We start from the raw sequence: 20297 nt of genomic DNA, 5'->3' as shown, positions 1-20297 counted from the left end.
CTGTCCCGGGCCGGAGTGCGCCCGGTCCCGACACCACCGGAGCACCCACCACATGGCGCCCACGACGTCCGCACCCGGCCGCGCACGCGGTCAGGGCCAGTGGAAGCTCGGCCACCGCGAGCCGCTCAACCCCAACGAGCGGAGCAAGCGCGACGACAACCCGCTCAACGTCCGCTCCCGGATCGAGAACATCTACGCCAAGCGCGGCTTCGACTCGATCGACCCGGCCGACCTGCGCGGCCGCTTCCGCTGGATGGGTCTCTACACCCAGCGCAAGCCGGGCATCGACGGTGGCCGGACCGCGGCCCTGGAGCCCGAGGAGCTGGACGACGAGTACTTCATGATGCGGGTCCGCCTCGACGGTGGTTCCGTGTCGGTCGCGCAGCTCCGTGCGCTCGGCGAGGTCTCGCGGGACTACGGCCGTGACACCGCCGACGTCACCGACCGGGAGAACATCCAGTACCACTGGATCCGGGTCGAGGACGTCCCCGCGATCTGGAACACGATCGAGCCGCTCGGCATGCAGACCACCGAGGCCTGCGGCGACTGCCCGCGCGTCGTGCTCGGGTCGCCGGTGGCCGGTGTCTCCGCCGACGAGGTGGTCGACCCGACCCCGGCGATCGACGAGATCGTCGAGCGCTTCATCGGCGACCGCGAGCTGTCGAACCTGCCGCGCAAGTTCAAGACCGCGATCTCCTGGCAGCAGGACGTCGCGCACGAGGTCAACGACATCTCCTTCGTCGGCGTCGAGCACCCCGAGCACGGACCCGGCTTCGACCTGTGGGTCGGCGGCGGACTGTCGACCAACCCGAAGATCGCGCAGCGGCTCGGGGTCTGGGTGCCGCTCGCCGACGTGCCCGACGTGTGGCACGGCGTCGTCCAGGTCTTCCGGGACTACGGCTACCGCCGGCTGCGGCACCGCGCCCGGATCAAGTTCCTCATCGCCGACTGGGGCCCGGAGAAGTTCCGCCAGGTGCTGGAGGACGAGTACCTGGGGAAGAAGCTCTCCGACGGCCCGGCGCCGGCGATCCCGGAGCGCCCGATCGACCACGTCGGCGTGTACAAGCAGAAGGACGGCCGCAACTACGTCGGCGTCGCCCCGCCGTCCGGGCGGGTCTCCGGCACCACGCTGGTCGCGGTCGCCGAGGCGGCCGAGCGGGCCGGGTCGGACCGGATCCGGTTCACGCCGTACCAGAAGATCGTCGTGCTGGACGTGGCCGACGACAAGCTCGACGGCCTGATCGCCGACCTCAACCACCTCGGGCTGCCCGCGCGGCCGTCGACCTGGCGCCGCGCCACGATGGCCTGCACCGGCATCGAGTTCTGCAAGCTCGCGATCGTCGAGACCAAGGAGCGTGCGATCCGGCTGGTCGAGGACCTGGAGAAGCGGCTCGCCGACGTCGTCCCGGACGTCCCGATCTCGCTGCACCTCAACGGCTGCCCGAACGCGTGCGCCCGGACCCAGGTCGCCGACATCGGGCTCAAGGGCCAGATCGTCACCGACGCCGACGGCAACCAGGTCGAGGGCTTCCAGGTGCACCTGGGCGGCGGGCTGGGCCTCGACGCCGGGTTCGGCCGGAAGCTCCGCGGCCTCAAGGTGACGAGCGCCGAGCTGGGCCCCTACGTCGAGCGGATCGTCCGGAACTTCGCCGCGCAGCGCGACGGCGACGAGCGGTTCGCGCAGTGGGTGCTGCGGGCCGAGGAGGCTGATCTGAAGTGAGCGGATCCGAGCGTGCCGCCACGTTCTACTGCCCGTACTGCGGCGAGGAGGACCTCCGGCCGGCCGAGCGGTCGGAGAAGGTCCCCGGTGCCGCCTGGTGGTGTGCCGGATGCCTGCGCACGTTCGTCGTGACGTTCGTCGGCATCGGCGTGCCCGAGACCTCAGGAGCGGAGTCATGAGTGTTGCTCTGGAGACCGACCTGCGCGCGACCGCGGAACGCGGAGCCGAGGAGCTGGGCCCGGACGCGACCGCGCAGCAGCTGCTCACGTGGGCCGCGGAGACCTTCGGTGACCGGCTGATCGTCGCGTCCAACATGCAGGACGCGACGCTCGTCGACCTGGCGTACCGGGCCAAGCCCGACGTGCGGATCCTCTTCCTGGAGACGGGTTACCACTTCGCCGAGACCATCGGCACCCGCGACGCCGTCGACTCCGTCTACCCGGAGCTGACGATCGTGAACGCGCAGGCCGAGCGGTCCGTCGCCGAGCAGGACGCCGAGTTCGGCAAGGACCTGTTCGCCCGCGAGCCGGACCGCTGCTGTGCGATGCGCAAGGTCGCCCCGCTGCAGGACACCCTGGCCGGGTACGACGCGTGGGTCACCGGCGTCCGGCGGGTGGAGGCGCCCACCCGGGCGAACACCCCGCTGATCACCTACGACGACAAGTTCGGCCTGGTCAAGATCAACCCGATCGCGGCCTGGAGCGACGAGGACATGGACCGCTACGTGGCCGAGCACGGCGTCCTGGTCAACCCGCTGGTCGACGCCGGGTACCCGAGCATCGGCTGCGCGCCCTGCACGGTGAAGCCGAAGCCGGGCGAGGACCCGCGTTCCGGCCGCTGGGCGGGCCGGACCAAGACCGAGTGCGGCCTGCACGCATGACCACCCCCACTTCTACGAGGGAGCTGACGTGACCGCCGCTGTCACGACACCGAAGCTGGACGCGCTCGACGCGCTCGAGTCGGAGGCGATCCACGTCTTCCGCGAGGTCGCCGGCGAGTTCGACCGGCCGGTGATCCTGTTCTCCGGTGGCAAGGACTCGACGCTGCTGGTGCACCTGGCGGCGAAGGCGTTCGCGCCGGCGCCCGTCCCGTTCCCGCTGCTGCACGTCGACACCGGGCACAACTACCCGGAGGTCATCGAGTTCCGGGACCGGATCGCCGCGCAGCTGAACCTGCGGCTCGAGGTGGCCCGGGTCGAGGACTACCTGGCGGACGGCCGGCTGGTCGAGCGCGCCGACGGGACCCGCAACCCGCTGCAGACCCAGCCGCTGCTCGACGCGATCACCGAACACCGCTTCGACGCCGTGTTCGGCGGTGGCCGCCGGGACGAGGAACGCGCCCGCGCCAAGGAGCGGATCATGTCGCTGCGCGACGCGTTCGGCCGCTGGGACCCGCGCAAGCAGCGCCCGGAGCTGTGGAACCTCTACAACGGACGGCACGCCCCCGGCGAGCACGTCCGCGTCTTCCCGATCTCGAACTGGACCGAGCTCGACGTCTGGCGCTACATCCGGCGCGAGGGCATCGAGCTGCCGTCGATCTACTACGCCCACGACCGCGAGGTCTTCCGGCGCGACGGCATGTGGCTCGCCGAGGGGCCGTGGGGCGGCCCGCGCGACGGCGAGTCCCTGGAGTCGCGCACGGTCCGCTACCGGACCGTCGGTGACGGCTCCTGCACCGGCGCCGTCGAGTCGACGGCGACCACCCTGGACGAGGTGATCGCCGAGGTCACCGCGTCGCGACTCACCGAGCGCGGCGCCACCCGGGCCGACGACCGGCTCTCCGAGGCCGCCATGGAGGACCGCAAGAAGGAGGGCTACTTCTGATGGTCGACTCGGCCAACCCGCGGGACCTCCTGCGCTTCGCCACGGCGGGCTCCGTCGACGACGGCAAGTCCACTCTCGTCGGACGCCTGCTCTACGACACGAAGTCGGTGCTCGCCGACCAGATCGAGGCCGTCGAGCGCGCCTCGGTCGACAAGGGCATGACCACACCGGACCTGTCGCTGCTCGTCGACGGCCTGCGCGCGGAGCGCGAGCAGGGCATCACGATCGACGTCGCGTACCGGTACTTCGGCACCCCGACCCGGGAGTTCGTGCTCGCCGACACCCCGGGCCACGTGCAGTACACCCGCAACACCGTCACCGGTGCGTCGACCGCGGAGCTGGCGGTGCTGCTGGTCGACGCCCGCAACGGCGTCGTCTCCCAGACCCGCCGGCACGCCGCGGTGCTGTCGCTGCTGCGGGTGCCGCGTCTCGTCCTCGCGATCAACAAGATCGACCTCATCGACTACGACGAGGCCAAGATCCGCGACATCGCGACCGAGTTCACCGAGCTCACCCGCTCGCTGGGCTTCGACGAGAGCACCGTCGAGGTCATCCCGGTCTCGGCGCTGGTCGGTGACAACGTCGCCTCCCACAGCGCGAACACCCCCTGGTACGAGGGCCCGACGCTGCTGGAGCACCTGGAGTCGGTCCCCGTCGACGGGCCCGACGCCGACGCCCCGTTCCGGCTGCCGGTGCAGTACGTGATCCGTCCCCGGACGGACGACCTGCACGACTACCGGGGCTACGCCGGCCAGGTCGCCTCGGGCACGGTGCGGGCCGGCGACGACGTCGTCGTCCTGCCGGAGGGGCACCGCACCACGGTCGCCGAGGTGCGCACCGCCGACGGCCCGCTCGACGCCGCCGGCGCCGGCCTCTCGGTCACGGTCCTGCTCACCGACGACATCGACGCCCCGCGCGGCGCGCTGATCGCGGCGGCGTACGACGCCCCGGAGGTCACCTCCGAGGTCGACGCGACGCTGTGCTGGCTCGCCGAGAAGCCGCTGGTCCCGGGGGCGCGGCTGCTGCTCAAGCACGGGACCCGCACCACGCAGGTGATCGTCGGTGGGCTGGTGTCCCGGCTGGACACCGAGACGGTGTCCTACACCGGCGCCCCGGAACAGCTGGAGATCAACGACATCGGCCGGGTGAGCCTGCGGGTCGCCGACCCGCTGCCGGTCGATCCCTACGCCCGGATCCGGACGACCGGTGGCTTCGTCCTGATCGACCCGCCGACCGGCAACACGCTCGCCGCCGGCCTGGTCGGGGACCCGCTCGCCTCGGTCCCCGCCGCGACGGGCTGACGCCCGCCGACCGTCCACGGCCCCCGTACCTCGCGGTGCGGGGGCCGTCGTCGTGGGCGCCCGGGGCACCGGGCGAGTGGGATGGACCACCCCGGCCCGCCGGGTGGGAGGCCCACGCCGACCGACGACCGCGTCGTCGCTGGTCAGAGGCGTGCGACACGAGGTGTCCGTACAGGTTCGACGCCGTCCCGCAGCGCGGACGACCGGTTGTCCCGACCGGGTCGGCGTTTCACGATGGTGGGGTGACCGAGCGCCGCGCAGACCCGACCCCCGCGTCGGCCTCGCACCCCGCGGCGTCGCGGCACCTCGTCGCACACCTGGAGCGGTTCTGGCCGTCCCGTCGACTGGACGCCTTCGACGAGTTCTGTCGCGGCTGCTGACCACGCCGCTGTCCGGACACCACCGCCCGTCCCGCAGGCCCTGACCTGCCGTCGACCGGGCGTGTCCGGCGCGACTGCGCACCCGTCCCGCTCCGTCCCGCACCACCACCCGAGAGAGACCACGCATCATCATGCGCACCCTCATCGTGTTCGCCGTCGTCGGACTGCTCGCCCAGCTCGTCGACGGCGCCCTGGGCATGGCCTACGGCGTCACCTCCACCAGCCTCCTGCTCGTGGCCGGCATCAACCCGGCCACCGCGAGTGCCTCGGTCCACCTCGCCGAGGTGGGGACGACGCTGGCGTCCGGCGCCGCGCACTGGCGCTTCGGCAACGTGGACTGGAAGCTCGTCCTGAAGCTGGGCGTGCCCGGCGCGGTCGGCGCCTTCCTCGGCGCGACGGCCCTGTCGGCGCTGTCCACCGAGAACGCGGCGCCGTACATGTCCGGCATCCTGCTCGCGCTGGGCGTCTACATCCTGCTGCGGTTCTCGGTGCGGCCGCCGAAGGTCGCCACCGCACGCCGGTCGCCGCACGGGGCGAAGTTCCTGTCGCCGCTCGGCCTGGTCGCCGGGTTCGTCGACGCCTCCGGTGGCGGCGGCTGGGGCCCGGTCTCGACCCCCGCGCTGCTGGGCGCCGGCAAGACCGCGCCGCGCACCGTCGTCGGGTCGGTGGACACCTCGGAGTTCATGGTCGCGGTGGCCGCGAGCCTCGGCTTCCTGATCGGCATCGGCCACGAGGTCCTCGACCCCTACACCATCGGCGGGCTGCTGATCGGCGGCATCCTCGCCGCGCCGCTGGCCGCCTGGCTCGTCACGAAGATCCCGGCACCGGTGCTGGGAACCGCGGTCGGCGGGATCATCATCCTCACCAACGCCCGCACCATCCTGAAGGCGCTCGACGTCGGCACGGTGACGACCGTCGCGACCTACGTCGTGGTCGTCGCGGCCTGGATCACCGCGGTCTCGGTGGCCGTGACGAAGCTCCGGCGCAGCCGCGAGGAGGGCGCGGCGCTGCCGGCCGAGGCCGAGCCGGTCGCCTCGCGGGACTGACCCGGCACCGGGGCCGTTCCGCCCGTCGCCGGAGCGCCGCGCGCGACCCCTCGGGCCTGCGTGCGGCGGTCAGGCCGCGGGGGTCGCGCGCGCGGCCGCTCCCGGCAGGGCACCCAGGACGGCGCGGGCGACGGCGTCGTTGTAGCGCAGGCTCTGCGCGTTCATCCCGGGACGCGTGAAGGCGCCCGCCACCTTGACCGTGGTGTGCGGCCCGACCGCGAACCGCCGCTCGTGCACCGCACCGGACGCGGTGTGCAGGGCGCCGTCGGCCGGGCGCACCGACAGCAGGCCGGTGTTGCGCAGCGGGGTGCCGTCGTCGTCGTGCAGGACCTCCTCGACCGCCTGGCCGGCCGCCAGCAGCCCGGCCAGCAGCGGGTCGGACGTCCGGGACAGGCTCGGGTCCGGCAGCCGCGCGTCGACCAGCACCGGCGCCGTCACCGGCTCCGCTCCGTCGAGGGTGGAGCTGGTCGCGTGGAACCCGGTGTCGTCGAGGGTGACGTCCATTCCGGCGCCGAGGAACTTCAGGTGCCCGCCGCGGGACAGCGCGAGCAGCTCGCGGACCCGGAAACCGGGCGGGCCGGAGGCGACCGAGTTGAAGAAGCTCTGCCACCAGGGCAGGTCCCGCGCGCGTGACCGCGGCGAGAGCACGCCGGACCCGGCGAGCCGGGTCGTCTCGGTGTAGACCGACAGCATCGCGACGAACGCACCCAGGTGCGGGGTGTGCCGGTCGTCGACGTGCTGCCGCAGGTCCTCGGCGATCCGCTCGCGCACCAGTGGCTGCAGCGTGTCGAGATCCGGCGCCCGCACCCCGTCGAGGGGCCGGTCGAGCGCGGTCAGGTCGAGCCGGTCCAGCGGGTCGGGGACGGTCGTCGCGATGAGCCCGGCCTCCTCCGGCGACCCGTGCGGGACCTCGTCGAACCGCGCGGCGAACTCGTCCCAGCCGGTGCGGACGCGGTCCGGGTGGCCGTGGAACAGCTCGTGGTACCAGCCCCGGCCGATCTCCTTGGCCATCAGCGGCCACACCTGCTCGCGCATGTCCACGGGCCCGCCGCCGTCGATCAGGCGGTCGGTGACCTCAGGGGTGAGGAAGTGCGGCACCGTCGGGCGCCCGCCGCGCAGCTGGTAGTGCGTCTTGGAGTGGTAGGTCGCGCCGCGCGGGGACCCGGCGACCAGCACCGGCTCCCGGCCGGACGGGACGTAGCGGAGCTGGTCGGGATCGTCGGCGTCGGGCACGAAGCGTCCGCCGCGGCCCTCGAACAGGAGCGCCGCGAGGTCGACGAACGCCAGCCCCAGCCCGCGGGCCAGCACGGTCTCCCCCGGCGCGATCACCGACAGGTCCGAGTCCGACGTCTGTTCCGGGGGCAGGTAGCGCAGCCCCAGCTCCCCGGCCCGGTCGCGGAGCGCGCACTCCTCGCCCGTCGGCGTGGCGTCGAGGTGCCCGGAGGCGAGGACGACGGCGTCGGCCCGCAGCGTGCGGCCGTCCGCCAGTCCGACGAGCTGGTCGTCGCCGTCCTCGGTGAGGGACTCGGCGGTGGTGCGGTGGAGGTGGATCCGCATCCCGGCGGGGGCGCGGGCGATCACCTCGCGCAGCACCGCGGACAGGTAGTGGCTCTGCAGCCGGCGGGTGGGGAACGTCGACGCCGTCACCGTCGCGAGCTCGGCCGCCGCCTCGGCGCCGAGCTCGGTCTCCGGGTCGCCGTGTCCGCGCAGCTCCTGGGCCCACTCCCAGAAAGACGGGCCGGGCGCGATCGGCCCGTCGCAGACCACCGAGTCGTCGGTCCACATCGTGACGTCGGCGGCCATCGAGTTCATCGCCAGCAGCGGGGACTGGGCGTGCCGCCAGATCCGGCCGGCCCCGGCCGGGTAGGGATCGACGAGATGGACGTCGAGCCCGGGCCCGCCGAGCGCGTCGCCGCAGAGCCCGGGGGCACCGGCGACCATCCGCTCGAGGACACCGGCGCCGCGCGGGCCGGCGCCGACGACGACGACCGCGGGTGCGCGGTGCTCGTTCTCCGGACGGGACATGGACGCTCCTGGTGTGGGCCGACGGGCGGGTGCCGCGTCGTCACACACCGGGGCGCAGCCGGCAGAGGTCCAGGTGCCTGCGCTTCACCAGGCGGAGGTCCACACCTGTCACGGTAGGTCACACCTCCCCTCCCGGCCGGCTGTCGTCTCCCTCGGACAACACCACCGGGGGGCGGTGGATTCCGCACCACCGCGCCGGTCAGGCCGCCGGGCCGGCCAGGGTGACGTGCAGCGGCCGGTCGGTGCCGCCGGCGGCCACGACCGCGTCGGCGAGGATCGCGGTGACGACCTCGTGCGTCCCGGGGTCGGCGGCCCGCAGCGGCCCGTCCTCCCAGACGAGCTCGACGGGCCCGGCGGGCAGCCAGGACAGGTCGCGCACGCACTCCTCGAGGGCGTCGAGGTTGTGGCCGTAGTAGGCGGGGAAGCTCAGGGCCCGGCCGAACGCCGACAGGGTGGTGGTCCGGTCCGCGGCCCCGTCGACGACGGCGACCAGGCCCGCCCGTCCCCTCGCCGTCTCGACGGCGGGGGTGGTTCCGGCGGGCTCACGAGGCAGCGTCGTCACGCCGAGACGTCTACCACGACGAACGACGCGTAGTGGTCGGACGTGTAGTAGTACTCGCCGTCCGATCCGGTGACGATCCGGCGCGCGCCGCGATGGCTCAGGCCCGGCGTCTCGACGGTGTACTCGGAGTAGTGGCCCGAGGACTCCGGCGGCAGGATGCCCTCCCGGTTCTGGAAGGTCGTCCCGTCCTGCGAGTACGGGAACGGCCCGCCCTGCCGGATCAGGTCGTAGGTGTCGCGGGCCTCGGCCGGCAGGGACGACAGCCCGCGCACCGGCAGGCCCGACTCCTCGCCCGGCACGGCGGCAGGGGCGACGGCCGAGACCCCAGCGGGGACGGCGGGGGCCGCCGACGCGGCGGCGGGGAGGGCGAGGCCCAACGCACCGAGCAGCGCCGCCAGGAGGACGACGACCAGGGCGCGCGGACCGCGCGCCGACGGGGTGACGATCATGTTCCGGACGCTAGGACGGTCACCCGTTCCGGTACAGATCTCGCGACGAACCGCCATCGACCGGTCACGTGGCGTTTCCGCATTCGCCCCGGTATCGACCTGCCGCTCGCCCGCCGGGCGCTGATCCGGGCCCAGGACCGGCGATGATCACGACCGGTCACCGACTTGTGGCACCCGGTCACCGTGTCCTGCGTCGCACCCGTGTTCTACGGGACGTAAAACTCGGCTGACACGGGTACAACGGAGTCGAGACACTGGATCGATCGCGAAACCCACGACCCGACCCTTCCCCGACACGTTCAACGGAGAACGTCGCATGACCGCAGAGCTGACCCGCCCCGTCGACGCAGTACCGGCGGCCGGCCCCGAGCCCGCCGAGCCGCCGCAGGAGCGCACGCGCGTGGACCGTCTGCTGGACTCGCTCGACGACCTGGTCCGCCGGCACCGCGCGCTCGCCACCCACGACGGCGCCTCCGCCGACCTGCACGCCGAGCTCATCGCCGCCGAGCTCGACCAGCAGATCGCCGTCCTGCGCACCGTGCCGCGCCAGCACCACCGCTGACCGGCCTCACATCTCGGCGGCCGCCGGGATGACCTCCGAGCCGAACACCCGCAGCGGCTCGATCTCCGAGACACCGGGCACCATGGTGTGCACGTGCTGCACGCCGAGCGCCGCGTAACCGCGGAGCTCCTCGACCGTGGCCTTCGGGTCGGCCGGGTCGAGCCGTGCCATCACCGTCTTCTCGATCTCGTCGTAGTCGCGTCCGACCTCCTCGCAGCGGGTGCGCAGGACGTCCAGCTTGTGCTCCAGGTCGGGGCCGCCGAACAGGTTGCAGGCGTCGGCGTACCGGGCGACCATCCGCAGCGTCTTCTTCTCGCCCCCGCCGCCGATCAGGATCGGGGGGCGCGGGCGTCGCACCGGCTGCGGGACGTTCATCGTCCGGGTCAGCGTGTAGTGCTCGCCGTCGAAGGGGCCGTCGTCGTCGCTCCACATCTGCAGCGCGATCCGCAGCGTCTCCTCCAGCCGCTCGAACCGCTCGGCGGTGGGCGGGAAGAACAGGCCGAGCCCGGCGGCCTCCTCGTCGTTCCAGGCGGCGCCGATGCCCAGCCAGGCCCGCCCCTTGCTCAGCACGTCGAGCGTGGTCACGCACTTCACCAGCAGGCCGGGGTCCCGGTAGGTCACGCCGGTGACCCAGGTCAGCAGATCGACCTTCTCGGTCCGTGCCGCCAGGTAGCCCAGCGTCGTGTACGCCTCGAGCATGTCGTTCTCGATCGGCCCGACCGGGCGGATCTGCCAGACGTGGTCCATCACGCTCACCCGCGCGAAGCCCTGCTCCTCGGCCGCGACGGCGATCCGTGTGAGATCGTCGGCGAGTCCGGTGGGGCCGGACGGCCAGGTGAAGTCCGCGATGTGCAGTCCGATCTTCACGTGCACTCCTCATCCCATAAACGGAGGACTCTCCGTTTGAAGCGTAGACCCGTCCGGGTGTGCGCCGCCAGCCGGCTTCGTACGGGACCCCCTCACCGGTTCGGCGTCGCGGGCGTCGCGTCGCTCATGTCGCGCACGACCGATCGGCTGCGGTTGACTGGCCGGGTGACCGATCTCGTGCGACGGCTGCACCTCGACCTGGCACGGACCCAGGGCGCGACCTGTCGGGCCTCCTGACCCGCCCCGTCCCCCCGCAGTCCCGAGCACAGGAGATCCCCATGCCCCTCGTCACCTTCGCCGTCAGCGGCCAGGGCACCGGCGTCGCGCAGACCGTCGCGGTCGACGGCGCCGACTACACCATCGAGACCGACGCCTACCCCGCCTTCGGCGGCAAGGACGAGCACCCCAGCCCGCTCGCCTACACGCTGGCGTCGCTGTCGTCGTGCAACCAGGTCACCAGCGCGATCGTCGCCCAGGAGCTCGGCATCACGATCGAGCACGTCCGGTTCGACGTCGCGGCCGACTTCAACCCGACGACGATGACCACCGGCACGCACCGCGACGGCGAGACCACCTTCCAGAACCTCCGGGTCGACGCCCGGATCGCCTCCGACGCGACCGACGACCAGCTGCAGCGGCTGGCCGAGGAGACCGAGCGGCGCTGCCCGGTGTCCCAGCTCTTCGCACTGGCCGGTGTGACGATCACCAGCAACTGGACCAGGGCCTGACGGCGCTACGGTGCCGGGTGTGAGTGACGCACCCGGCACCGACGCCGCAGAAGACGCCGCAGAACTGGTCCACCTCGACGTCGCCGACGGGGTCGCGACGATCACCCTGGACTCCCCGCACAACCGCAACGCGCTGTCCGCGCAGCTGCGCCGGGAGCTGATCGCCCACCTCGACGCGGCGATCGCCGACGACGCCGTCCGCGTGCTCGTCCTGACGCACAGCGGCACCGTGTTCTGTGCAGGGATGGACCTGAAGGAGTCCCGGGGCGCGGGCGCCGAGCAGCAGGGCGTCACCGAGGTCCCGCGGATCCTGACGACGCTCTGGGACTCCCCCAAGCCCGTGGTCGCCCGGCTCGCCGGACCGGCCCGCGCGGGGGGCGTCGGCATCGTGGCGGCGTGCGACGTCGCGGTGGCCGCCGAGCGGGCGACGTTCGCGTTCTCCGAGGTCCGGATCGGCGTCGTCCCCGCGGTGATCTCGGTGACCGTGCTGCCGCGACTCTCCGCACGCGCCGCACACGAGCTCTTCCTCACCGGCGAGACGTTCGACGCCCGCCGCGCCGCCGGCATCGGCCTGATCAACAGCGCGGTGCCGGACGACGACCTCGACGCCGAGGTCGGGCGCTACACCGGCATGCTCCGGCTCGGTGCCCCCGGCGCCCTCGCCGGGGCGAAGGCGATGCTGCGCCGGGAGCGGCCCGCGATGGCGGAGGACTTCGCGGCGATGAACGCGCTGTCGGCGTCGTACTTCGCCTCCGAGGAGGGTCAGGAGGGCATCCGGGCCTTCGGGGAGAAGCGCTCGCCGTCCTGGGTGGAGGACTGACCCGGGTCTCTCCGCCGGTCGGTGTCTACCCTGGGACCATGACCGTCCCGGCGCCCGTCGTCACCACCGACCCGGATGCGGCCCTGGACCTGCTGGCCGGACGCCGGCTCGTCGCCCTCACCGGCGCGGGACTGTCCACCGACTCCGGCATCCCCGACTACCGGGGGCCGGGATCACGACCGCGGAACCCGATGACGTACTCGGAGTTCGTCTCCGGCGAGGCCGCGCAGCGCCGGTACTGGGCGCGCAGCCACGTCGGCTGGGGCCGGATGCGCCGCGCCGACCCGAACCCCGGGCACGTCGCGCTCGCCGCGCTGGAGGCCGCCGGGATCGTCGACGGGCTGATCACGCAGAACGTCGACGGGCTGCACGGCGTGGCCGGGCACCGCGGCGTCATCGACCTGCACGGCCGGATCGACGAGGTCGTCTGCCTGGACTGCCGCCGGATCACCCCGCGCGACGTCCTGCAGGCGCGGCTGACGGCGCTGAACCCGGGGTTCACCGAGGCGCACAGCGCGGAGGTCGAGACCGCACCGGACGGCGACGCGGCCGTCGAGATCACCGACGGGTTCCGGATCGCACCGTGCGCGGCCTGCGGCGGGGTGCTGAAGCCGCACGTCGTGTTCTTCGGCGAGAACGTCCCGAAGGACCGGGTGGCCCGCTGCTACGCGCTGGTCGGCTCGCTCACCCCGGACGACGGCGCGCTGCTCGTCGCCGGGTCCTCGCTGCAGGTGATGTCCGGGCTGCGCTTCGTCCGCGCGTGCCGGCGGGCCGGGGTGCCGGTCGTGATCGTGAACCGCGGGATCACCCGCGGGGACGAGCTCGCCGACCTGCGGGTCGACGCGGGCTGCTCGGAGACCCTGGGCGCCCTGGCCGCGCAGCCGGTCTGAGAGCCCTCAGGACTCCTGGTCCGGCGCCCGGTCGAAGCGGCGGGTGGCCCGGTCGATCCCGATCGCGACGAGCGCGCAGAGCGGCAGGACCACGACGGTCACGAACACGGTCTGGAACACGAACGGCAGCTGGGTCAGCCACAGCTCGAACGCGTCCCAGGCGTCGATGATCGTGCGCACACTCCACACGGTAGTACGTGCCCGCACGCGTTAGGTTCGGACCCATGTTCGCCGTGTACGCCAGTGAGCCCAACGCCGACGCTCCGCTCGACTCCCTCGTCGTGGGCGAGCGGCCCGACCCCCAGGTCCCGGACGGCTGGGTGTCCGTGAACGTCTCCGCCGCCAGCCTCAACATGCACGACCTGTGGACCCTGCGCGGGGTCGGCATCAAGCCCGACCAGTTCCCGATGATCCTCGGCTGCGACGGCGCCGGGACCCTCGACGACGGCACCGAGGTCGTCCTCTACCCCATCATCGGCGACCCGGACTGGCGCGGCGACGAGACCCTCGACCCCAAGCGGACCCTGCTCACCGAGCGCCACCAGGGAACGATGGCCGACAAGGTGATCGTCCCGGCGCGCAACGCCGTCCCCGCCCCGACGGGGCTCACCCCCTCGCAGGGCGCCGTGCTCGGAACCGCCTGGCTGACCGCGTACCGGATGCTGTTCACCAAGTCCGGCCTGAAGCCGGGGCAGACCGTGCTCGTGCAGGGCGCGTCCGGCGGCGTCTCGACGGCGCTGGTCCAGCTCGGCCGGGCGGCCGGGTTCCAGGTGTGGGTCACCGGCCGGGACGAGGAGAAGCGCGCGCTGGCCGAGCGGCTCGGCGCGCACGCCACGTTCGAGTCCGGGGCCAAGCTGCCCGGCAAGGTCGACGCCGTCATGGAGTCGGTCGGCGAGGCCACCTGGAAGCACTCGATGCGGGCGCTGCGCCCCGGTGGGCGGATCGTCATCTGCGGCTCGACCTCGGGACCGAACCCGCCGGCGGACCTGCAGCGGCTGTTCTTCCTGCAGCTCGAGGTCGTCGGCTCGACGATGGGGACCCGGCAGGAGCTCGCCGACCTCATGGAGTTCGTCGCGACGGCCGGCATCGCCCCGGAGATCGGGACCGAGCTGCCGATGGACGACGCGCGGAAGGCGTTCGAGGCGATGTCGGCCGGGCAGACGGCCGGAAAGATCGTCCTCACGCGCTGATCGGCAGGGGTCATCGCGCCGCGGCTCCGAACCGTTACGAGATGCGGGTGTGATCCATTCGTAATCCGTACGGACCCCGGCGCGCGGTATGAATCTCCCCTGGTCGAACGGCGGTCCGTCACCGCAGTGTGACGACCGCCCGGCGCTCGTGAACGGTTTTCCCAGCACAGTGTCGGATTTCGGGCGAACGGCAAGTACAGTCCGTCATCGTGACCGAGCCTTTCAGTCGACGGGCGTCGGGGACTGCCACCATGGCGGCCCCGACGCCTGGAGCCGCGGGTGTCGTCGAGTTCCTGGACCGGGTCGACCACGCCGTGGCCACAGCCCTGTCCACCAACCCCTCTGCGACCGACGTCAGCCGTGACGGCTGGCGCGTCCTGTTGATGCTCGCCCGCGGCACCGGCCGCAGCATGGGCGAGGTCGCCGGACACACCGCGCTGCCCGCCCCGACGGCCACCCGCATCGTGGACCGCCTGGTCGAGAAGAAGCTGGCCTACCGGTCGGCCGACCCGCTCGACCGGCGCCGCGTGCTGGTGCACCTGTCGGCGGAGGGGCGCACCGTCGTCGAGTCGGTGTGCCAGCGCGTGCAGCGCATCCTCTCCCCGCGACGCTCCCCCGCCCGCCCCGCCCCGTGCGACAGCACGATCCCCGGCCCGCGCGCAGGCTCGGTCATGTAGAGCTCCCTGCTCCCCGCGCCCCCACCACGTACACCACGGGCCCGGACCCCCTCGGGGATCCGGGCCCGTCCTGCGTCCCGGTGCTACTTCTTCGGCTTCTCGGCGGCGGTCGCCTGGCCGCCACCGGTGGACAGCGCCGCCACGAAGGCCTCCTGCGGGACGTCGACCCGGCCGATCGTCTTCATCCGCTTCTTGCCCTCCTTCTGCTTCTCCAGCAGCTTGCGCTTCCGGCTGATGTCACCGCCGTAGCACTTGGCGAGGACGTCCTTGCGGATCGCGCGGATCGTCTCGCGGGCGATGATCCGCGAGCCGACGGCGGCCTGGATCGGGATCTCGTACTGCTGGCGCGGGATGAGCTCGCGCAGCTTCGTCGCCATCGAGGTGCCGTAGGAGTACGCCGACTCCTTGTGCACGATCGCCGAGAACGCGTCGACCGCCTCGCCCTGCAGCAGGATGTCGACCTTCACCAGGTCGGCCACCTGGTCGCCGGCCTCCTCGTAGTCGAGGCTGGCGTAGCCACGGGTGCGGGACTTCAGGGCGTCGAAGAAGTCGAAGATGATCTCGCCGAGGGGCATCGTGTAGCGCAGCTCGACGCGGGACTCGGACAGGTAGTCCATCCCGCCGAGCTGGCCGCGACGGCTCTGGCAGAGTTCCATGACGGTGCCGACGAACTCCGACGGCACCAAGATGGTGATCTTGGTGATCGGCTCGCGGACCTCGGCGACCTTGCCGACCGGCCAGTCGCTGGGGTTGGTGACCTCCATCTCGACGCCGTCGTCGGTGGTCACGTCGTAGACGACGTTCGGGGCCGTCGAGATCAGGTCGAGGCCGTACTCGCGCTCCAGCCGGTCACGGGTGATCTCCAGGTGGAGCAGGCCCAGGAACCCGCAGCGGAACCCGAAGCCCAGCGCCGCCGACGTCTCCGGCTCGTAGGTGAGCGCGGCGTCGTTGAGCTGCAGCTTGTCCAGCGCCTCGCGCAGGTCGGGGTACTGCGAGCCGTCGATCGGGTAGAGCCCGGAGTAGACCATCGGCTTCGGCTCGCGGTACCCGGTCAGCGGCGTCTCGGCGCCGCGGCGCTTGGAGGTGACGGTGTCGCCGACCTTGGACTGGCGGACGTCCTTCACACCGGTGATGAGGTAGCCGACCTCGCCGATGCCGAGGCCGTCCGACGGCTTGGGCTCCGGGGAGACGATGCCGATCTCCAGCAGCTCGTGCTCGGCGCCGGTGGACATCATCTTGATCCGCTCGCGCGGCGAGAGCTTCCCGTCCACGACGCGGACGTAGGTCACCACGCCGCGGTAGGTGTCGTAGACCGAGTCGAAGATCATCGCCCGGGCCGGGCCGTCCGCGTCGCCGACGGGGTGCGGGACCTGCGCGACGACGGCGTCCAGCACCGCCTCGACGCCCTCCCCGGTCTTCGCCGAGCAGCGCAGCACGTCCTCCGGGTCGCAGCCGGTGATGTGCGCGATCTCCGCGGCGTACTTCTCGGGGTCGGCAGCCGGCAGGTCGATCTTGTTGAGGACCGGGATGATGTGGAGGTCCTTCTCCATGGCCAGGTAGAGGTTGGCCAGGGTCTGCGCCTCGATCCCCTGTGCGGCGTCGACCAGCAGGATCGCGCCCTCACACGCCTCCAGCGCGCGGGACACCTCGTAGGTGAAGTCCACGTGTCCGGGGGTGTCGATGAGGTGCAGGACGTGCTCGGTCGGCTCGCCGTCGGCGTTCTTCGCCGTCCAGGGCAGACGCACGTTCTGCGCCTTGATCGTGATGCCGCGCTCGCGCTCGATGTCCATCCGGTCCAGGTACTGGGCCCGGTAGTCGCGATCCCCGAGCACACCCGTCACCTGCAGCATCCGGTCGGCCAGGGTGGACTTGCCGTGGTCGATGTGGGCGATGATGCAGAAGTTCCGGATGCGCTCCGGCGGGGTGAACGTGCGGTCGGCGTACGTCGTCACTCGGCTGTACTCGGCTTTCGCAGTCGCGTCGGGGCACTGGCACTCGCACCCCATCGTCCCATGTCGCACGGGAGAGGCGGGTGGTACCGGGCCGCCGGGCCCTCGCGGCGGCCCGGGCGGGTTCCGGCGCGGAGCGCGTGGTGACCCGCGGCGGGGGTGGCGGACCCCGCTGGTAACCTTGTTCTTCGAGCGCTCGGCGTGCTCGCCCGGAACGGCCTGGACCCTCTCTCCAGCGTTGCCGTTCGGTGCCGCCGAAGCGGACCGGACGCAGAGCAAGCAGACCAGCCGAATCCAGCAGGCAGGAAGACCAGAGGCAGACGTGGCCAACATCAAGTCGCAGATCAAGCGTGTCAAGACCAACGAGAAGCGCCGTCAGCGCAACAAGTCGGTGAAGTCCACGGTCAAGACCGCCATCCGCAACTTCCGCGAGGCGGCCGACCAGGGCAGCGAGAACACCGCCGAGCTGCAGCGCAAGGCGGCCAAGGCCCTGGACAAGGCGGCCGGCAAGGGCGTCATCCACAAGAACCAGGCCGCGAACCGCAAGTCGGCCATGGCCAAGCGCCTGAACAAGGTCGGCGCCTGAGCCTCCTGTTCCACCGCACGACGGCGTCATCCCGCACCGGGGTGGCGCCGTCGTCGTGTGTCGGGGTGGTGCTCAGCGGGCGCCGCGGGCATCCACGACGGCGAGGACGGCCCGTTCCAGGGCGTACCCGGGATCGGCCGCGACGCCCTTGACGTCGGCGTTCACCTCGGCGGTCGCCGCGATCGCGACGGCGAGCTGCTCGGGGTGCCACTGCCGGACCAGGCCCTGCGCCTTGCGGATCTTCCACGGCGGCATGCCGAGCTCACCCGCCATCCGGTTCGGGTCGCCACGACCGGCCGACCCGACCTTGGCCAGCGTCCGCACGGAGTCGGCGAGCGCGTCGGCGATCAGCACGTGCGGGACGCCGAGCACCAGCGCCCACCGCAGGGCCTCCAGGGCGCCCCGGCGGTCACCGGCCACCGCCGCGTCGGCGACCGCGAAGCCGGAGGACTCCGCCCGGCCACGGTGGTAGCGGCGCACCCCGGCCTCGTCGATCGTCCCGCCGGTGTCGGACACGAGCTGACCGGCCGCCGCCGCGAGTTCGCGCAGGTCCGAGCCGACCGCCTCGACGAGTACCGCGAGCGCACCGTTGGTGATGCTCCCGCCGTTGCGGCGGACCTCGGCGTGCACGAAGTCGGAGCGTTCGTCGGCCCGGGTGATCCGGTTGCAGGTCGTGACGTGCGCTCCGGCCTTGCGGAGGAGGTCGAGCACCGCCTTCCCCTTGGCGCCACCCGCGTGCTGGACGACCAGGACGATGCCCTCGGCCGGGTCCCGCACGTAGTCGGCGATCGCCGCGACCATGTCCTTGGTCGCGTCCTGGCCGTGGGTGAGCACGATCACCCGGGCCTCGGCGAAGAGCGAGGGACTCAGGTGACCGGCCAGCTCGCCGGGAGCCACCTCGGAGGTCCGGAACCGGCGAAGCTCGGCCTCCGCATCCTGCTGCCGGACGCGGCGGACCAGGTCCGACACGGCCCGTTCCGCCAGGAACTCCTCGTCGCCGACCACGAGCTGCAGCGGATCGGGCGGCGCGGTGTCACGGGTCCGGCTCACGCCCTCCATGGTGGCCCACGCCTCCACCGACCGGTGAGTCGCGTCCCGATCCGGGTGGATCGGCTGGCCGGTCCGGCACCGGTTCGCGTAACGTCAGCCCCGCTCCGGACCTGCTCCGGGCGACACAACCGCATATGGCTCATCCAGAGGGGCAGAGGGAACGGCCCGTAGAAGCCCCGGCAACCGGCGTCGCACGACGATCCGCCCGACCCTGCGCACCTCGCGCAGCCAGGACGTCGACGAACACGGTGCCAATTCCGACCCGCCACCCCCGGCGGGACAGATGAGGAGATCTCGTGACTCTCACTGCTGTGCCCGAAACGACGTCCTACGACCTGGGCCCCGCCCGTGCCCTCTCCTGCCGGGAGTGCGGGCACGAGGTGCCGCTGGCCGCGGAGTTCGCCTGTCCCCAGTGTTTCGGGCCCCTCGAGGTGGCCTACGACTTCCCCGCGGTGACCCGCGCGTCGATCGAGGCCGGCCCGAAGTCGATCTGGCGCTACAAGGACCTCCTCCCGGTCCCGTCGACCGTCGAGCAGCACCGCAACACCGAGCCCGGGCTGACCCGGCTCATCGAGGCCGACAACCTGGCCAGGGCGCTCGGGGTGCGCAAGCTCTGGGTGAAGGACGACACCGGCAACCCCACGCACTCCTTCAAGGACCGCGTGGTCGCGGTGGCGCTGGCCGCCGCCCGCGAGCTCGGCTTCTCGGTGCTCTGCTGCCCCTCGACCGGCAACCTGGCCAACGCCGTCGCGGCCGCCGCCGCGCGCGCCGGCTGGGACTCGGTCGTGCTCATCCCCTCCTCGCTGGAGCAGCCGAAGATCGTCACCACCGCGGTGTACGGGGGCACCCTGCTCGCGGTCGACGGCAACTACGACGACGTCAACCGGCTCGCCACCGAGCTGGCCGCCGAGCACGAGGACTGGGCGTTCGTGAACGTCAACGTCCGCCCCTACTACGCCGAGGGCTCCAAGACCCTGGGCTTCGAGGTCGCCGAGCAGCTCGGCTGGCGGCTGCCGCAGCAGGTCGTCGTCCCGGTCGCGTCCGGCTCGCAGCTCACGAAGATCGACAAGGGCTTCACCGAGCTGGGCAAGCTGGGCCTGGTCGAGCCGACGCCGTACACGGTGTTCGGCGCGCAGGCCACCGGCTGCTCCCCGGTCGCGTCGGCCTTCGAGGCCGGCCACGACTGGATCCAGCCGCAGAAGCCGGACACGATCGCCCGCTCGCTGGCGATCGGCAACCCGGCCGACGGTCCGTACGTCCTGGACTCGGTGCGCCGCACCGGTGGCTCGGTCGCCCACGTCTCCGACGACGAGGTCGTCGCCGGCATCCGGCTCCTGGCCGAGACCGAGGGCGTGTTCGCCGAGACCGCGGGCGGTGTCACGGTCGCCACGACGAAGAAGCTGCTCGAGGCAGGCGCGCTCGACCCGGACGCCGAGACCGTCCTGATGATCACCGGTGACGGCCTCAAGACGCTCGACGCGGTGTCCGGCCAGGTCGGTCCGACGGCCACCGTGCCCTCGACCAGCGCCGCCGTGCGCGAGGCGCTGGCGCACCGCTCCTGAGCCCCTCCGCACCGGGCCGGGCCGGGAGCCACGGCCGCGCCGGCCCGGCGCGGGGCGCGGGGCGCCGCGTGCCACCAGCGTCAGCCCGCCCGGGTCCTCGCCGGTGATCG

Annotated in this window: 22 protein-coding genes and 1 riboswitch; of the genes, 15 read left to right on the top strand and 7 right to left on the bottom strand. The window is 72.5% G+C overall.

From position 1 onward, the window contains the following. The first annotated feature begins 52 nt into the window (after positions 1-52). The 7 genes from PP1_RS25945 to PP1_RS25915 all read left to right on the top strand — a co-directional run bounded on the left by PP1_RS25945 (position 53) and on the right by PP1_RS25915 (position 6270). A complete protein-coding gene (locus PP1_RS25945; RefSeq protein ID WP_010226166.1) occupies positions 53-1720 on the top strand; it encodes a nitrite/sulfite reductase in 1668 nt (555 codons plus the stop codon). Then, positions 1717-1899, top strand: a complete 183-nt coding sequence (locus tag PP1_RS25940; protein WP_010226165.1) for a hypothetical protein — start codon at positions 1717-1719, stop codon at positions 1897-1899. The genes PP1_RS25945 and PP1_RS25940 overlap by 4 nt, the downstream gene beginning before the upstream one ends. Further along, positions 1896-2600 carry a phosphoadenylyl-sulfate reductase gene (locus tag PP1_RS25935; RefSeq protein WP_010226163.1) on the top strand — a complete coding sequence of 235 codons (705 nt, stop codon included), beginning with the start codon at positions 1896-1898 and terminating at the stop codon, positions 2598-2600. Before PP1_RS25940 ends, PP1_RS25935 begins: the two co-directional genes overlap by 4 nt. A 28-nt stretch (positions 2601-2628) precedes the next feature. Next, complete coding sequence (gene cysD, locus PP1_RS25930; RefSeq protein ID WP_010226161.1) at positions 2629-3543, top strand: sulfate adenylyltransferase subunit CysD; 915 nt, start codon at positions 2629-2631, stop codon at positions 3541-3543. Continuing rightward, the gene (locus tag PP1_RS25925; RefSeq protein ID WP_010226159.1) at positions 3543-4844 is read left to right on the top strand and encodes a sulfate adenylyltransferase subunit 1; all 1302 of its coding nucleotides are present in this window, start codon (positions 3543-3545) and stop codon (positions 4842-4844) included. The genes cysD and PP1_RS25925 overlap by 1 nt, the downstream gene beginning before the upstream one ends. 242 nt (positions 4845-5086) lie before the next feature. Beyond that, positions 5087-5224: a hypothetical protein gene (locus tag PP1_RS25920; RefSeq protein WP_010226157.1), complete on the top strand. Its 138-nt coding sequence runs from the start codon at positions 5087-5089 to the stop codon at positions 5222-5224. 131 nt (positions 5225-5355) lie between these two features. Further along, a complete protein-coding gene (locus PP1_RS25915; RefSeq protein WP_010226155.1) occupies positions 5356-6270 on the top strand; it encodes a sulfite exporter TauE/SafE family protein in 915 nt (304 codons plus the stop codon). A gap of 69 nt (positions 6271-6339) precedes the next feature. Here PP1_RS25915 and PP1_RS25910 read toward each other — a convergent pair whose 3' ends face one another. From PP1_RS25910 to PP1_RS25900, 3 genes are all read right to left on the bottom strand, one after another. Next, positions 6340-8295, bottom strand: coding sequence for an FAD/NAD(P)-binding protein (locus PP1_RS25910; RefSeq protein ID WP_075314526.1), 1956 nt, complete (start codon positions 8293-8295; stop codon positions 6340-6342). A 199-nt stretch (positions 8296-8494) separates the two neighbouring features. Then, entirely contained in the window at positions 8495-8857 is a 363-nt protein-coding gene (locus tag PP1_RS25905) for a barstar family protein (RefSeq protein WP_010233853.1), read from the bottom strand. After that, positions 8854-9306, bottom strand: a complete 453-nt coding sequence (locus PP1_RS25900; protein WP_010233850.1) for a ribonuclease domain-containing protein — start codon at positions 9304-9306, stop codon at positions 8854-8856. The genes PP1_RS25905 and PP1_RS25900 overlap by 4 nt, the downstream gene beginning before the upstream one ends. 316 nt (positions 9307-9622) lie before the next feature. On the opposite strand from PP1_RS25900, the gene PP1_RS25895 reads away from it, so the two are divergent. Further along, positions 9623-9868 (top strand): hypothetical protein, encoded by a 246-nt coding sequence (locus tag PP1_RS25895; protein WP_010233846.1) that lies wholly within the window; start codon positions 9623-9625, stop codon positions 9866-9868. A gap of 6 nt (positions 9869-9874) precedes the next feature. Here PP1_RS25895 and PP1_RS25890 read toward each other — a convergent pair whose 3' ends face one another. After that, entirely contained in the window at positions 9875-10735 is an 861-nt protein-coding gene (locus tag PP1_RS25890; protein WP_029239705.1) for an LLM class F420-dependent oxidoreductase, read from the bottom strand. Positions 10736-11013: 278 nt separating this feature from the next. Between PP1_RS25890 and PP1_RS25885 the strand changes: the two genes are divergently transcribed. Genes PP1_RS25885 through PP1_RS25875 form a run of 3 tightly spaced genes read left to right on the top strand, consistent with a single transcriptional unit; the run spans position 11014 to position 13173 of the window. Continuing rightward, positions 11014-11463: an OsmC family protein gene (locus tag PP1_RS25885; protein WP_010233841.1), complete on the top strand. Its 450-nt coding sequence runs from the start codon at positions 11014-11016 to the stop codon at positions 11461-11463. 10 nt (positions 11464-11473) lie between these two features. Then, a complete protein-coding gene (locus tag PP1_RS25880) occupies positions 11474-12283 on the top strand; it encodes an enoyl-CoA hydratase-related protein (RefSeq protein WP_010233838.1) in 810 nt (269 codons plus the stop codon). Positions 12284-12321: 38 nt separating this feature from the next. Beyond that, positions 12322-13173, top strand: coding sequence for an NAD-dependent protein deacetylase (locus tag PP1_RS25875; RefSeq protein ID WP_010233835.1), 852 nt, complete (start codon positions 12322-12324; stop codon positions 13171-13173). 6 nt (positions 13174-13179) lie between these two features. On the opposite strand, the gene PP1_RS25870 is transcribed toward PP1_RS25875, so the two are convergent. Continuing rightward, positions 13180-13353: a hypothetical protein gene (locus PP1_RS25870; RefSeq protein ID WP_010233832.1), complete on the bottom strand. Its 174-nt coding sequence runs from the start codon at positions 13351-13353 to the stop codon at positions 13180-13182. A gap of 44 nt (positions 13354-13397) precedes the next feature. Between PP1_RS25870 and PP1_RS25865 the strand changes: the two genes are divergently transcribed. Together PP1_RS25865 and PP1_RS25860 are read left to right on the top strand one after the other, a co-directional pair. Next, the gene (locus PP1_RS25865; protein WP_010233829.1) at positions 13398-14363 is read left to right on the top strand and encodes a zinc-binding dehydrogenase; all 966 of its coding nucleotides are present in this window, start codon (positions 13398-13400) and stop codon (positions 14361-14363) included. Between the two features lie 251 nt (positions 14364-14614). Further along, entirely contained in the window at positions 14615-15040 is a 426-nt protein-coding gene (locus tag PP1_RS25860; RefSeq protein WP_010233827.1) for a MarR family winged helix-turn-helix transcriptional regulator, read from the top strand. Positions 15041-15123: 83 nt separating this feature from the next. On the opposite strand, the gene lepA is transcribed toward PP1_RS25860, so the two are convergent. Further along, the gene (gene lepA / locus PP1_RS25855; RefSeq protein ID WP_010233824.1) at positions 15124-16992 is read right to left on the bottom strand and encodes a translation elongation factor 4; all 1869 of its coding nucleotides are present in this window, start codon (positions 16990-16992) and stop codon (positions 15124-15126) included. Between the two features lie 319 nt (positions 16993-17311). Between lepA and rpsT the strand changes: the two genes are divergently transcribed. Then, entirely contained in the window at positions 17312-17575 is a 264-nt protein-coding gene (gene rpsT / locus PP1_RS25850) for a 30S ribosomal protein S20 (protein ID WP_010233820.1), read from the top strand. A gap of 72 nt (positions 17576-17647) precedes the next feature. Here the strand turns inward: rpsT and holA are convergent, their stop codons facing one another. Beyond that, the gene (gene holA, locus PP1_RS25845; protein ID WP_050802436.1) at positions 17648-18634 is read right to left on the bottom strand and encodes a DNA polymerase III subunit delta; all 987 of its coding nucleotides are present in this window, start codon (positions 18632-18634) and stop codon (positions 17648-17650) included. Positions 18635-18761: 127 nt separating this feature from the next. After that, positions 18762-18915: riboswitch (SAM riboswitch) on the top strand. A 6-nt stretch (positions 18916-18921) separates the two neighbouring features. Here holA and thrC point away from each other — a divergent pair. Next, positions 18922-20187: a threonine synthase gene (thrC, locus tag PP1_RS25840; RefSeq protein WP_060633681.1), complete on the top strand. Its 1266-nt coding sequence runs from the start codon at positions 18922-18924 to the stop codon at positions 20185-20187. Positions 20188-20297 lie beyond the last annotated feature (110 nt).

This window comes from Pseudonocardia sp. P1, from assembly GCF_000178675.2.
In the GTDB taxonomy this organism is placed as follows: Bacteria; Actinomycetota; Actinomycetes; order Mycobacteriales; family Pseudonocardiaceae; genus Pseudonocardia.
The sequence above is the reverse complement of the archived record's forward strand: the minus strand, read 5'-3'. Positions and strand labels throughout refer to the sequence as shown.